General features: G+C 26.6%; 16 protein-coding genes. All 16 read right to left on the bottom strand.

Going from position 1 to position 13,068, the window contains the following annotated elements; genetic code table 11:
* Window positions 1-36: 36 nt before the first annotated feature.
* On the bottom strand, window positions 37-1,470 hold the full coding sequence (locus HMPREF1092_RS03720; protein ID WP_002597270.1) for a cobyric acid synthase: 1,434 nt from the start codon (window positions 1,468-1,470) through the stop codon (window positions 37-39).
* A complete protein-coding gene (cobD, locus tag HMPREF1092_RS03715; RefSeq protein WP_002597269.1) occupies window positions 1,467-2,543 on the bottom strand; it encodes a threonine-phosphate decarboxylase CobD in 1,077 nt (358 codons plus the stop codon). Before cobD ends, HMPREF1092_RS03720 begins: the two co-directional genes overlap by 4 nt.
* A complete protein-coding gene (locus tag HMPREF1092_RS03710; protein WP_002597268.1) occupies window positions 2,540-3,478 on the bottom strand; it encodes a cobalamin biosynthesis protein in 939 nt (312 codons plus the stop codon). The genes cobD and HMPREF1092_RS03710 overlap by 4 nt, the downstream gene beginning before the upstream one ends.
* Before the next feature lie 3 nt (window positions 3,479-3,481).
* Complete coding sequence (locus tag HMPREF1092_RS03705; RefSeq protein ID WP_002597267.1) at window positions 3,482-4,081, bottom strand: histidine phosphatase family protein; 600 nt, start codon at window positions 4,079-4,081, stop codon at window positions 3,482-3,484.
* On the bottom strand, window positions 4,074-4,454 hold the full coding sequence (locus HMPREF1092_RS03700; RefSeq protein ID WP_002597266.1) for a bifunctional adenosylcobinamide kinase/adenosylcobinamide-phosphate guanylyltransferase: 381 nt from the start codon (window positions 4,452-4,454) through the stop codon (window positions 4,074-4,076). Before HMPREF1092_RS03700 ends, HMPREF1092_RS03705 begins: the two co-directional genes overlap by 8 nt.
* 16 nt (window positions 4,455-4,470) lie before the next feature.
* Window positions 4,471-5,223 carry an adenosylcobinamide-GDP ribazoletransferase gene (locus HMPREF1092_RS03695; protein ID WP_002597265.1) on the bottom strand — a complete coding sequence of 251 codons (753 nt, stop codon included), beginning with the start codon at window positions 5,221-5,223 and terminating at the stop codon, window positions 4,471-4,473.
* A complete protein-coding gene (locus tag HMPREF1092_RS03690) occupies window positions 5,207-5,758 on the bottom strand; it encodes a bifunctional adenosylcobinamide kinase/adenosylcobinamide-phosphate guanylyltransferase (RefSeq protein WP_002597264.1) in 552 nt (183 codons plus the stop codon). The genes HMPREF1092_RS03695 and HMPREF1092_RS03690 overlap by 17 nt, the downstream gene beginning before the upstream one ends.
* On the bottom strand, window positions 5,759-6,841 hold the full coding sequence (cobT, locus tag HMPREF1092_RS03685) for a nicotinate-nucleotide--dimethylbenzimidazole phosphoribosyltransferase (RefSeq protein WP_002597263.1): 1,083 nt from the start codon (window positions 6,839-6,841) through the stop codon (window positions 5,759-5,761).
* Window positions 6,842-6,912: 71 nt separating this feature from the next.
* The gene (locus tag HMPREF1092_RS03680; protein WP_002597262.1) at window positions 6,913-7,671 is read right to left on the bottom strand and encodes a cobalt-precorrin-6A reductase; all 759 of its coding nucleotides are present in this window, start codon (window positions 7,669-7,671) and stop codon (window positions 6,913-6,915) included.
* Window positions 7,665-8,384, bottom strand: coding sequence for a precorrin-3B C(17)-methyltransferase (cobJ, locus tag HMPREF1092_RS03675; RefSeq protein WP_002597261.1), 720 nt, complete (start codon window positions 8,382-8,384; stop codon window positions 7,665-7,667). The genes HMPREF1092_RS03680 and cobJ overlap by 7 nt, the downstream gene beginning before the upstream one ends.
* A 12-nt stretch (window positions 8,385-8,396) precedes the next feature.
* A complete protein-coding gene (cbiG, locus tag HMPREF1092_RS03670) occupies window positions 8,397-9,365 on the bottom strand; it encodes a cobalt-precorrin 5A hydrolase (protein ID WP_002597260.1) in 969 nt (322 codons plus the stop codon).
* Window positions 9,365-10,111: a precorrin-4 C(11)-methyltransferase gene (cobM, locus tag HMPREF1092_RS03665; protein ID WP_002597259.1), complete on the bottom strand. Its 747-nt coding sequence runs from the start codon at window positions 10,109-10,111 to the stop codon at window positions 9,365-9,367. The genes cbiG and cobM overlap by 1 nt, the downstream gene beginning before the upstream one ends.
* Window positions 10,112-10,120: 9 nt before the next feature.
* Window positions 10,121-10,786, bottom strand: coding sequence for a cobalt-factor II C(20)-methyltransferase (locus tag HMPREF1092_RS03660; RefSeq protein ID WP_002597258.1), 666 nt, complete (start codon window positions 10,784-10,786; stop codon window positions 10,121-10,123).
* Between the two features lies 1 nt (window position 10,787).
* Window positions 10,788-11,366, bottom strand: coding sequence for a precorrin-6Y C5,15-methyltransferase (decarboxylating) subunit CbiT (cbiT, locus tag HMPREF1092_RS03655; protein ID WP_002597257.1), 579 nt, complete (start codon window positions 11,364-11,366; stop codon window positions 10,788-10,790).
* Between the two features lie 9 nt (window positions 11,367-11,375).
* On the bottom strand, window positions 11,376-11,975 hold the full coding sequence (gene cbiE, locus HMPREF1092_RS03650; protein ID WP_002597256.1) for a precorrin-6y C5,15-methyltransferase (decarboxylating) subunit CbiE: 600 nt from the start codon (window positions 11,973-11,975) through the stop codon (window positions 11,376-11,378).
* Entirely contained in the window at window positions 11,972-13,066 is a 1,095-nt protein-coding gene (cbiD, locus tag HMPREF1092_RS03645; protein WP_002597255.1) for a cobalt-precorrin-5B (C(1))-methyltransferase CbiD, read from the bottom strand. Before cbiD ends, cbiE begins: the two co-directional genes overlap by 4 nt.
* Between the last annotated feature and the right edge of the window lie 2 nt (window positions 13,067-13,068).

Genomic DNA, 13,068 nt, shown 5'->3' with positions numbered 1-13,068 from the left:
TCTAATAGAATCTAAAATTCTCATAATTTATTTATACTAATATTCCCATTCTTCTATAATTTTTTCTACATATTTCATATCTATATTTTCTTCTAAAGTTTCTTTTAATTTTTTATATTCTTTTTCCTTTAAAGATTTATAACTTTCTTTTATTTCTATATCTTTTATAAAATGTTTTATAAACTCTTCATTATCTAAAATTCCATGAAGATAAGTTCCATAAACATTACCACACTTCATGCCTACAATTCTTTCTCCATCTTTTAGCCACATTTTATCTTCATCTAAAGAAAAACTTCTACCATTATGAATTTCATACCCTTCTATTTCCATTCCTAAATTATCTTTAACTTTAGTTCTCTTAGTTATTTTTTCTTTTTCAAATACTGTTTTTATAGGAAGTAAATTTAATCCTTCTTCTTCTTTTATATTTCCTTCAATTTCATAATGATCTTCTAAAAGTTTCCCAAGCATTTGAAATCCACCACAAATTCCCAAAATTAATTTTCCTTCATTTTGCGCTTTATATATTTCTTTAGAAAAACCGTTAGCTTTTATATAACGTAAATCTTCAATAGTATTTTTACTTCCTGGTATAACTATTATATCTATAGACTGTAATTCTTCTTTATTTTCTATATATTTTACCCCAATTTCATCAAAGGTACTTATATAATTTAAATCTGTGAAATTGGACATATGAGGAAACTTTATTACTCCTATATTTATTTTTCTTTTAGCTTTATTTTTAAAAATATCTGTTTGTCGGTCTTCTTCTTCAATATTTAACTTTTTATAAGGCATTACTCCTAAAACTTTAACTCCTGTAAGATTCTCTATAATTTCTACACCTTCTTTAAAGAATTCAGGATTACCTCTAAATTTATTTATTATTATTCCTTTTATAAGCCTTTTTTCTTCTTTAGGTAAAATTGAAAGTGTTCCAACTACAGATGCAAAAACTCCACCTTTTTCTATATCAGCCACAAGAATAACTGGAGTATTTGTTTTAAGTGCAGTATTCATATTTGCTATATCTGTTTTTCTTAAATTTAATTCTGCACAGCCACCTGAACCTTCAAGAACTAACATTTCATGTTCTTTTTCTGCTAATAAAAATGCTTCATAAGCTTTTTCTTTTAAAATAGAATTTAATTCTTTATATTTATAAGCATTCATTGTACAAAGAACTTTTCCTCTAGCTATAACTTGAGTTTTTCCTCCTCCAGGCTTCATAAGAATTGGATTCATATATTCTTTAGGTTCTATATTACAAGCTTCTGCTTGTACAGCCTGAGACCTTCCAATTTCATCTCCATCTTCAGTTATATAAGAATTAAGAGAAATATTTAAAGCTTTATATGGACTTACATCTAATCCTTTATCTTTAAAATATTTACAAAAGGCAGTAGCAATAGTACTCTTACCTACTGATGAAGATGTTCCTAGAATCATTATTCTCTTTTTCATTTATCTCTCCTTTTACCGAAAATTTGTTCTAAAGCCTGAATTAAAATTTTATTTTCTTCTCTTCTCCTAACTGCTATTCTATAATATCCTTTTTCAAGATTAATATAATTTTCGCAACTTCTTATTAAGATATTTTTATTTAATAAAGCAGTCTTTAAATCTATATCATTTTTCACTTTAAAAAATATGTAGTTTACGCTTCCACTATAAATCTCTAATTCTTCAAATTCTTCTAAAGATTTTAGTAAAAATTTTTTTTCTTCTTTTAAATATTCTCTACTTGCTCTCATATAGGCTTCTTCTTTCAATGCTTGTACTCCACCATAAAGAGCAATTGTATTTACATTCCAAGCTATAGATATTTTATTTATTTTTTCTATATAATCTTTATTTTTAGTTAATCCATAACCTAATCTTATTCCTGGAAAAGCAAAAAATTTAGTTAAAGATTTAACCACAATTAAATTATTATATTTCTCTATATCTTTAACTAGGGAATATTCATTTTTATTTTCTAAAAAATCTAAAAATGATTCATCAACAACTATAGTTACATTATTTTTAACTCCTCTTTCTAATATATCTAACAATAATCTTTTGCTAGTTAATTTTCCAGTTGGATTATTTGGATTACATATAAATGTTATATCTATATCTTCAGTTAACTTTTCTAAAAAATCTTCTTTAATTAAAAAGTCTTTATCCATTTTATAGTATTCAATTTTACAATCAATAGATCTTAAGCTATCCTCATATTCACTAAAAGTAGGTGCCATTAAGATAGCTTTTTTAGGTTTAAGCCCTCTACTTATATTAAAGATAACTTCAGCTGCTCCATTACCTAAAATTATATTTTCATAGTCAACTTCTTCAAATTTCTTTATTCCTTCTTTTAAATTGTGATAAGTAATATCAGGATAGCTTTCTATTTTATCCAAAGCCTTTATCATTTCATTTTTAACTTTTTTATTTATCCCTAAAGGATTTATATTAGCTGAAAAATCATATATTTTTTCATTAATTCCAAACTTTCTTTTTATCTCTTCAACGTTTCCCCCATGTCCTAAGCTCATATTATCACTCCTCTTATAGCTACTGAAAGTATTAACCCTAAAATACTAACTAATAGCAAAATATTATTTGTCTTGTGTAAATCACTTATTTCTATTGTTTTTTTCTTGTCCCCTATTGTTGGTTTTTTAACTATTTTTCCAAAATAATAATTTTCACCTCCAAGTCTTATATTTAATGCACCAGCTACAGCTGCTTCAGGATGAGCACTATTAGGGCTTGTATGATTATATTTATCTCTTTTATAGATTTTAAAAGAATTTTTAAAATCTAATCTTAAAATAAATGAACTTATAATTATAAAATATCCTGTAAGTCTTGCTGGTATATAATTAAATATATCATCTAACTTAGCAGAAAAGAAACCAAAATCTTTATATTTTTCATTTTTATACCCAAACATAGAATCACAAGTATTAACTGCTTTGTAAAGCATTCCAAAAGGTGCTCCTCCAATTCCTATAAAAAATAAAGGCGCTATTATTCCATCTGACATATTCTCAGCTACAGTTTCTATAACTGCTCTAACTATAGCTTCTTCATCTAAATTTTCTGTATCTCTTCCAACTATATATGAAAGTCTCTTTCTAGCTTCTATTATATCTCCACTTTTTAAGACTTTTATTACTTTTAATCCTTCTGTTTTTAAACCTTTTGATGCTATACAAAAATAAATTATAATTCCACTAACTATTATCCCAATAATAGGATTAAGCTTATTTAAAAAATAAATTAATATAAATGGAACAAAAAAACTTATCAAAACTACACAAATCCAAGTTAATAATCCTGCTAACCTTAAACTATTTTTAAATATCTTTCTAAAAATCTTTTCGCATCCTTGTCCAAGATTCCCTATAAATCTAACTGGATGATAAGGATTTTGCGGATCTCCAATTATCCAATCTAAAATAAATCCAATGACTATTGAAATCATTCTTTAAAACTCCTCTAATATTTCTATATATATTTTTTTATCTATTACTACTTCTACTTTATAGCCTCCACCACATTCTGGTTGAAGGTTATAAAAATAATCTTCTGTATCTGAAAAAAGTTCTAAAAGAGTTCCTATTGTTCCTCCATGACATACTATAACTCCCTCTTTTTCTTCTTTTTTATTTATCTCAATAATTAAATCATTTAACTGCTTTTCTATTCTCTTATAAAAAATTTCTTTACTTTCTCCATTAGGACATTTTATTTTCCCAGTTTTATCTTCAATCCAAGCTATATAATCTTTGTTCTCTTTTAAATCATAATAGCTTTTACCTTCAAAATCTCCAAAATCAAATTCTTTAAATCCTTCTAAAATAGAAAATTTATCTTTTCCATAAATAAGCTCAAATGTCTCATTAGCTCTTTTCATTCCTGAAGTAAAATTTAATTTTGCTTTTTTATATCTTGTGTTTTTTATTTTTTCTTTTAGCTCTTCTATTCCTAAAGAACTTAAACTAATATCACTGCTTCCACAGTAAAGTCTTTTTTCATTAAACTCTGTTTTCCCATGTCTTATAAAATATAAAATTGCTCTATTCATGTTTTAACCTTTTTGGAATTCCAAAAAATATTTTATAAACTTCGTCACTGTTTGAAACTAAATATCTTAATACTTTTCCAACTTCCTCTCTCCAAAATCTCTCTTCTTTTTTTATAGGAACTATTCCATTTGATATTTCATCACAGATTATTATTTTATCTCTTAAATTTTCTATATTATTTTTTATATATTCTAAAGATTCATTACCATTTAAAGCATTAAACAAAATAAATTTATCTAATCCGCTTATAACTTTTTTATTAAAATCTATATTATCTTTGTTGCAATAAAATATATCTTTATCTGTTAAGTTATATTTTTCTTTTACATATTCAAGCTTACCATTATAAGCTCCACCAAAGTAAAGTATCAAAGAATCACCCTTTCTTTTATGCAATTGCTAAAACTACAAGTCCTATAAATTCGGATAAAACTATGATATATCCAGCTACATCTCCATTTATTCCCCCAAGTTCTTTTTTAGATTTATAAAGAAGATATTTTGCACATAATCCCATAATTAAAGGAACAAAAACAAATTTTATATTTATAAAAAAACTTATAATAATTAAATCTAAAAAAATAAAAATTAAGAAATATTCAAAACCTTTAGAAGCTCCTTTTTTATAAAGCCTTGCAAAATAACTCTCTTTTATTGGCTCCTCTGAAAGAAGAAAATATCCTACTAAAGCTCTTGATATAATTGGAACTAATATAAAAAACAGAATTTTTTTGCTACTATCTAAGCTTTCATTTATAGCTCCTAATTGAATTATCAATAATAATACTAATGATATTACAGAAAATGCTCCAATTGTAGAATCTTTAAGTATTCTAAGCTTTTCTTCTCTTTCTCTTCTTGATAAAAGAGCATCACATACATCCATAAATCCATCTAAATGCAGAAATCCTGTTAATAAAAATGGAATTGCAAGTACTATACCAGTTAATAATAATCCCTTAAAATGAAATCTTATAAGTAAAATCGTAATAGCATACCATAAAACTCCTATTAAAAGTCCTATAAAAGGAAAAACTGGCATCATAAATTTTCCTGAATCCTCATCCCAAACTTTTTTAAATGGAGGTATCACTGTAAACATACTTATTCCCATATTAAATCCATTAAATAAGCCCTTCATTTTTTAATATCTCCTCCCCTTTATATATAGACATTAAGCTATAAGAAGCTTCTATTGCCACATCTGATAATTTAGCTATATTACAATTTATAATTCCTAAGCTTTTTCTATAACTCTCTGTTATACTGTCATATACTATAGAATCATTAAAAATATAATCTGAAACAATTACTAAATTTTTAGCTTTTTTACTTAGTTCTTTAACACCTTTAATAATTTTTTCTTCACTATTAAAAATAATTTTTTCTTTAAACATTTCATTTGCAAGAAGAGATGTTATAGAATCTAATAACACCGTATCTGTTTCTTTTATAAATTCTTCTGCTTTTTCTATATCTTCTAAAACTTCAAATACTAAAAAGTTTGTTCCTTCTCTATCTTTTTTATGATTTTCTATTCTTTTTAAATCTTCTTCTCCTGTAGGTTTCATTGTTGCTAGATAAATTAATTCTCCTTCTTTATGAAGATTTTTACTAAAACTTTCTCCTAAAGCAGATTTTCCACTTTTGGAACCACCACATATAAAAATAATCATTTATACTTCTACCTTATAATTTTTTTCTAATCTTATTTCTTCTAAATAACTATTATCTATTTCTGCATCCTCAAAAGTTCCCATATTATTAATAATTGCCATTGAAAAATCTATTATTGAAAATGCAATAGGACATCCACTTCCTTCTCCAAGCCTCATATTTAAATTTAATATAGGTTCTAATCCTAAACTTTCCATAGCCAACTTATATCCAATTTCATAGGATTTATGAGATGGAATAAGATACTCTTTAACAAGAGGATTAATTTTACAAGCTAATAATGCACTTACTGCTGATATAAATCCATCTACAACAACTGGAATTTTATAATATGCACATCCTAAGAAAACTCCTACCATTCCTCCTATATCAAAACCTCCAACTGATTTTAATATTTCTATTGGATTATTTGAATTAACTCTTTCTACAGCTTTTTTTATTACTTGTTTTTTCTTTATAAAAGCTTTATCAGTAAGTCCAGACCCTTTTCCTACTAACAAATCTATGTCTTTATCTATTAAAAGAGATAAAACTGCTGATGAAGTAGTAGTATTTCCTATTCCCATTTCTCCTACTCCAACTATTTCAAATCCATCTTCTTTTACTTTTTTAGCCATTTCTATTCCAATTTCTATAGATTTAATAGCTTCTTCATAAGTCATAGAATCCTCTTTATAAAGATTATTTGTTCCTTTTCTTATTTTTTTATCTATTACACCTTCTATTTTTTCATCACTATTAATCCCTATATCAACTACTATAAGCTCTGTATTATTTTCTTTTGCTAAAGCAGCAACTCCTGTTCCACCTTTTATAAAATGTTTTGTTTGTGCTAATGTTACATATTGTGGTGCTGAAGCTATCCCTTCTTCAACTACTCCATTATCAGAGCACATAATTATTACACATCTTTTTTTAAAAGAATTTTTTATTTTTTTTGTTATACCTGAAAGTTGTATTCCTAAAGTTTCTAAAGTTCCTAAACTTCCAAGTGGCTTTGCAAGAGAATCTATATATTCTTTAGCTTTTTTCATAGAATAATCATCTAAAGGCTCTATACCTTGTACAATTTTTTCTAACATCTTTTCTCCCCTTTAAAATTAAAGAATTAATAGTAGACTTTTTATCTACTATTAATTCCAAATTATAAATATTAAACTTCTTTTAAATATAAAATTAAATCTTTTAAATCATTAAATACAGTTCCATAATCTACTTTAGGCTTATTTATGAGAATAATCTTCGCATTATTTTCTATAGCAGAATTTACTTTTTCTTCTACTCCACCTTCTTTTCCGCTATCTTTTGTTATTATTGCTTTTATATTATATTCTTTTATAATTCCATCATTTATAGCTTTTCCAAAAGGCCCTTTAATGGCAATTATATTATCTAAAGTAATTCCACCTTCAGTTAATTTTTTTATTACTGTATAACTTGGAAGTACTCTATGTATAACTCTATTTTCTAAACCTAAACTATTTATTAATAAAGCATTATTACTTCCTGTTGTATTTAAAATATTCCCTTTTATATCTTTTAAAGCTTTCTTTAATTCTTCATAAGAATCTAATCTTATAATTTGCTTATAATCTACCTTATCAAAATAACTTTCTCTTTCGTATCTTATATACTTTATATTTTCTTCTTTACAAGCTTTAATAACTGTTTTAGAAGCCTCACTTGCATAAGGATGAGATACATCTACAAATACTTTTATATTCCATTCTCTTATTAAGTTTTTAAATCCTTCTAAATCTAATGGCTTTGTATTCATATGCTTTACTTTATATTCTTTTAAAAGCTCTCCTCCATAAGCTGTAGCTGTAGACACAACTATATCTTCAGTAAACTTATTCATTTCTCTTAAAATTTCTCTTCCCTCGCCAGTTCCCAAAACAAATCCTAGCATAATTTATATCCTCTTGGTGTTATAAATTTTCCATCTTTTACATAACTTTGAGAATTTCCTACTATAACTATTGAAAACATATCAACTATTTCTTCATTAAAATTTCCTAAATTAAATATTGTAGTTTCTTGTCCATCTCTAAGCGCATGTCTAACTACTGCAACTGGAGTATTATCATCTCTAAATTCTCTTATAATTTCAATACATTCTCTTAAATAATGTGGTCTACCTTTACTTCTTGGATTATAAAGAGAAATTATAAAATCTCCATCAGCTGCATTTCTTACTCTCTTCTTTATTTTTTCATAAGGTGTCATTAAATCACTTAAGCTTATATTACAATTATCATGCATAAGTGGTGCTCCTAGTACTGCTCCTGCTGCACTTGAAGCTGTAAGCCCTGGAATTATTTCTACATCTTCATCTTTTCTTAATTCTAAAATAAGTCCTGCCATTCCATAAATTCCTGAATCACCTGTACTTACTAAAGCTACAATTTTATCTTTTGAAAGTTTTAATGCTTCCTTACATCTTTCTTCTTCGCCTCTCATTCCAGTCATAAAAATTTCTTTTCCTTCTGTAAGAGGTTTTATCATATCTATGTACTTTGTATATCCTACTATTATTTCACTTTCATTTATAGCTTCTTGTGCTTTTATTGTCATATGCTCAAGTCCACCTGGACCAATTCCTATTACATATAATTTTCCCATTTTCTTTTCTCCTTAATTTAAAATTCCAACTGTTAGCGTCATTCCATTAAGCTTTTCTTTTTCTCTAATTATTTTTCCACCTAAAAGCTCAACAACTGGTTCACTAACACATCTAACTCCAGTAGTTTTTTCTACAAAATCACTACCTTCATATTTATGATGAACTTTTGCTATTTCATCTTTCGTAAAAAATTTAAGTTCTGCATTTAATATTTTTCCTAAATTTAAAATTGCTTCTTCATCTTTTTTTAAATCTATAGAACCAATAACTTTTACACTATCTATACTTAACCCTAATTTTTCTAAAGTATTAAATACAAATTCTTTTAACTTTTCTTTTTCTGTATTCCTTCTACAACCAATTCCAAGAATTATATCTTTTCTTATTAACTTTAAAACATAATCCTCTTCTCTAGATTTATTTGTTATCCAAAGAGTCCATGGTTTTAACTCTTCTGTTTCTTTATATCCTTTTGGAAGTTTTATTTCTTTTTTATCATCTTTAAAGAAAACTTCACCATCATTTACAAGAAGACTTGCAATCTCTTTTGCTTTTTTTAAAGATTCAATTTTTAAATTATTTTCCATTGCTAAAACATCTGGTGCATCTTTATCCATATTATCTGTTGCTGTAGTTATAACTGGTGTATTTCCTAATTTTTTTGCAATTTTATTTGTAATATAATTTCCACCACCAAGATGTCCTGAAAGAAGGCTAATTGTAAATTTACTACATACATCTACAACTATAACAGCAGGATCTACATCTTTCTTTTTTATAAATCCATTTATAGCTCTAACTGCTATTCCTATTGAAGATACAAAAACTATTGTATAAAAATTATTAAATGCTTTTTCTGTAACTTCTTTTAATTTGAAGTTTTCCATTTCTGATTTAAGAAAAAGAGTTCCATTAAACTCTTTTCCTATTTTTCTAGCTATAGAATCTCCTTTTTTAGTTACACTAATTACACAAAGCATTACTCTTGTCCTTTTCTAAACATATGAGAAAAGCTTTTATCATAAAGAAGACTTTTTTCATATTCACAATTTATAAAATCACCAACAAGAATTTGAGCACATTTTTTTATTCCACACTCTTTTACTTTTTCACTTATATCATCAAGAGTTCCTATTAGAATTCTTTGATCTTCCCATGTAGCTCTTTCAACTACTGCTATAGGAACATTTCTTCCATAACCTTTTTTAAGTTTTTCTACCACTTTATCAATCATACTAATAGATAAAAATATAGCCATTGAAGCTCCTATAGATGCTAATTTTTCTAAATCTTCTGTTTCTGGTACTGGAGTTCTTCCTTCAACTCTTGTTAAAATAACAGTTTGAGTTACTGAAGGTAATGTAAATTCTTTTTTTATAGCTCCTGCTGCTGCAACAAAAGAGCTTACTCCTGGCACAACTTCATAAGAAACTCCTATTTTATCTAATTCATCCATTTGCTCTTTAATAGCACCATATATAGATGGATCACCTGTGTGAAGTCTAACTATTTCTTTATCTTTATTTTTTTCTATTACTTCTATGACTTCATCTAAAGTCATACTTGCTGAATTATATATTTCTACATCTTCTTTGCAAAAACTCATATGTTCTTTTGCTACAAGAGAACCTGCATATATAACTATATCTGCTCTTTTTAATATTTCTCTTCCTTTAACTGTAATTAAATCTACATCTCCAGGTCCTGCTCCTATAAAATAAACCATAAAATCCACCTACTCTCTATTTGCTAATATTAATGACATGTAATCTCTAACTTTTAATATTTCCTCTTTGTCTTCTAAAATTAATTGTCCTTCTCTACCTGCTCTACTTACATAAACATATTTAAATCCTTTTTCTTCTAACGCATTTAAAACTTCTTCTTCACGTTTATATACTTTCATTATTACTACATATTTTTCATCCGTTATTTCATGAACCTTTGTTGCTGGCATAACTGTTAATCTATTATCTCCAACTACTATTGTTTGTCCAACTATACTTGCTGCTGAACAAAAAGAAGTAATTCCTGGTACTGTTTCAACTTTAAAATTCTTTTCTTCCATATTTTTTAAAAGATGAATATATGTACTATAAACAAATGGATCTCCAATTGTTAAAAAACTTACATTTTTTCCTTCTCTTAATCTCTCTTCTATAAAATCATATGCTTCTTTTACTTTTATTTCTTTTCCTTTTCCGCCCATTGGGAAATGCTTTATAACTACTTCTGTTCCAGGTTTTATATATTCCTTAACAGTATTTAATGCTATACTTTCTCCACCTTCTGTTCCAGTTGGTGCTACTATAACATCACTATCTTCAATTGCACGCACACCTTTAACTGTAATAAGTTCTGTATCTCCAGGCCCTACACCTATTCCATATAATTTAGCCATATTATTTTTCTCCTTTTATGCACTTAACTATATAAATTGGATTATTAGAAATCATCATATAGCTTTGCCCTCTATTTTTGCTTATGTTAACTAATGAAACATCAAACTTATAACCCATTTGCTTAACTTTTTCTATTCCAATATATGAGTTATTTAAAGTTATGAAGTTCATTACTATTACTCCATTATTTTTTAAAAGTTTATCAGACTTTTCTATTATCTTTTCAAGGTCACCTTCTGAACCTCCAATAAATATAGAATCTAATATTAATCCTTCTTCTATATATTTATCTAAAATTTCAACTGCGCTACCTTCATCTAAAATAACATTTTTACAATTAAACTTTTCTAGATTTTTTTTTGTTGTTTCTATTGCAGGAATATCTCTTTCTATTGAATATACTTTTCCTTTATGTGCTATTTTAGATGCTTGAACTGTTATACTTCCTGTTCCTGCTCCAACATCTAAAACTTTAGAATCTTCATTTAAATCCATTTTCCATATTGAAAGAGCTCTTATGTCCTCTTTAGTCATAGGACAGTCTCCTCTTACAAATTCACTATCTTTTATTAAAATCATCTTTTTCTCCTAAACTCTTTCTACTATTAGAATACTCAAATCTCCAAAGCTTTCATTTAAAAATTCCTTTGGATTTCCGAAAACTATTCTTTCATCTTCATAAGAAAGTTTTTCTCCAATAAAAACTTTACACTCTATATTTTCTTCATTTAAAATTCTACATAACTCTACAGGAGTATTTTTTTTATCACAAAGCCATATACTTAAATTATTTTCTTTTATTTTTTCTAAAAAAAATCCTTCTCTCGCATGCATACTTCCTGTATATGCATTGCTCCAAGATTTATTTAATTTACTTGTTAAATACTGAAAAGAACTTATACCAGGTATTACAGAAATTTCTTTATCTAAATTCTTTTTTATATATTCTGCTATTCCAAAAAAATTTGGATCTCCTGAAGCCACAAGAGAAATATTTTCATTAGAATTTTTTAATTTTTCTAATATTCCTTTTAAAGAATCTATTTTTTCTTTTTTTACATCTATAAAATTAATTGAATCTATGGCTCTAGAAAAACCTATTATTATATCAGAGTTTTCTAAAATATTTATAGCTTTATTTAACATATAATCTTTATGTCCAGGACCTATTCCAACTATATAAATCATATTTTTTCCTCCTCTAAAGAGTTATATAGTATATTGTAATCTGAATATCCACTATACATTACAGCATTACATTTCACTTCATTGTAAGTATATATATTCATTCTATTTACTATTTTCTCTCCAATAGTCTTATATAAATGCTCGTAACCTTCCCCTAAAAGTTTTACTGCACCTTCACTTGTTTTTTCTTTCATAACTTTTTCTATAAAATCTTTATCATATCCTAAAAGAAAAAGCTCTAAACCTATAACTTCAAGTCTTACATCTGAAACTCTACTATGAGTATTAAAACAACCATATGCTACTTTACTTAGCTTTCCTATATGCCCAACTAAAATTATTTCTGATACTTTTTGAGAAACTGCACTTTCAAGCGCAAATCCCACGTAATTAGAAATAATAACTATTTCATCCTCTGTAAAGCCTAAATCCTTTGCACATCTTTCCCCTATGTTTCCAAAAGTTAAAACTATTCTTTCTCCAACTTTTGATTTTTGCTTTATTTCAATTAAAATAGATTCTTTTATTGCATCTTCTGACATAGGAACAACTATTCCTGTAGTTCCTAAAATAGAAATTCCACCTTCTATTCCAAGTCTTGGATTAAAAGTTTTATTAGCTACTTCTTTTCCTTCTGGAACACTTATAGTTACATGAACACCATAATCTTTATCAATTACCTCTAAAACTTCCTTCTCTATCATTTTTCTTGGAACAGGATTTATAGCATATTCTCCTTTTTTTACTGAAAGTCCATCACGAGTAACAAATCCAACTCCCTCTCCTCCAGTTAAAAAGAAACCATCTTCTATTTTTTTTACTGTAGAAAATATTTCTATTCCATCTGTTACATCAATGTCATCTCCACCATCTTTTATAACAGAAACACGAACAAAATCTTCTCCTCTATAAATAGAATTAATTTTTATATTTAATCTAATTCCTTTTGGAGTATCAATTTCTACATATTCTAAATCTTCATCATTAAAAAGCATATAAGTTGCAGCCTTTGAAGCTGCTGCTGCACAAGAACCTGTTGTAAATCCACATCTTAATTTTTTACCACCACTTTGAACATATAAATCAAGCATAA

The sequence above is a fragment of the Clostridium thermobutyricum genome (assembly GCF_000371465.1).
Taxonomy (GTDB): Bacteria; Bacillota; Clostridia; order Clostridiales; family Clostridiaceae; genus Clostridium; species Clostridium thermobutyricum.
Note: the sequence above shows the minus strand (reverse complement) of the source record. Positions and strands in the feature narration are given on the sequence as shown.

What these genes read in the sequence shown, in the direction of transcription:
- HMPREF1092_RS03720 (WP_002597270.1), bottom strand. Translation starts at nt 1,470, where the DNA reads ATGAAAAAGAGAATAATGATTCTAGGAACATCTTCATCAGTAGGTAAG.
- cobD (WP_002597269.1), bottom strand. Translation starts at nt 2,543, where the DNA reads ATGAGCTTAGGACATGGGGGAAACGTTGAAGAGATAAAAAGAAAGTTT.
- HMPREF1092_RS03710 (WP_002597268.1), bottom strand. Translation starts at nt 3,478, where the DNA reads ATGATTTCAATAGTCATTGGATTTATTTTAGATTGGATAATTGGAGAT.
- HMPREF1092_RS03705 (WP_002597267.1), bottom strand. Translation starts at nt 4,081, where the DNA reads ATGAATAGAGCAATTTTATATTTTATAAGACATGGGAAAACAGAGTTT.
- HMPREF1092_RS03695 (WP_002597265.1), bottom strand. Translation starts at nt 5,223, where the DNA reads ATGAAGGGCTTATTTAATGGATTTAATATGGGAATAAGTATGTTTACA.
- HMPREF1092_RS03690 (WP_002597264.1), bottom strand. Translation starts at nt 5,758, where the DNA reads ATGATTATTTTTATATGTGGTGGTTCCAAAAGTGGAAAATCTGCTTTA.
- cobT (WP_002597263.1), bottom strand. Translation starts at nt 6,841, where the DNA reads ATGTTAGAAAAAATTGTACAAGGTATAGAGCCTTTAGATGATTATTCT.
- HMPREF1092_RS03680 (WP_002597262.1), bottom strand. Translation starts at nt 7,671, where the DNA reads ATGCTAGGATTTGTTTTGGGAACTGGCGAGGGAAGAGAAATTTTAAGA.
- cobJ (WP_002597261.1), bottom strand. Translation starts at nt 8,384, where the DNA reads ATGGGAAAATTATATGTAATAGGAATTGGTCCAGGTGGACTTGAGCAT.
- cbiG (WP_002597260.1), bottom strand. Translation starts at nt 9,365, where the DNA reads ATGCTTTGTGTAATTAGTGTAACTAAAAAAGGAGATTCTATAGCTAGA.
- cobM (WP_002597259.1), bottom strand. Translation starts at nt 10,111, where the DNA reads ATGGTTTATTTTATAGGAGCAGGACCTGGAGATGTAGATTTAATTACA.
- HMPREF1092_RS03660 (WP_002597258.1), bottom strand. Translation starts at nt 10,786, where the DNA reads ATGGCTAAATTATATGGAATAGGTGTAGGGCCTGGAGATACAGAACTT.
- cbiT (WP_002597257.1), bottom strand. Translation starts at nt 11,366, where the DNA reads ATGATTTTAATAAAAGATAGTGAATTTGTAAGAGGAGACTGTCCTATG.
- cbiE (WP_002597256.1), bottom strand. Translation starts at nt 11,975, where the DNA reads ATGATTTATATAGTTGGAATAGGTCCTGGACATAAAGATTATATGTTA.
- cbiD (WP_002597255.1), bottom strand. Translation starts at nt 13,066, where the DNA reads ATGCTTGATTTATATGTTCAAAGTGGTGGTAAAAAATTAAGATGTGGA.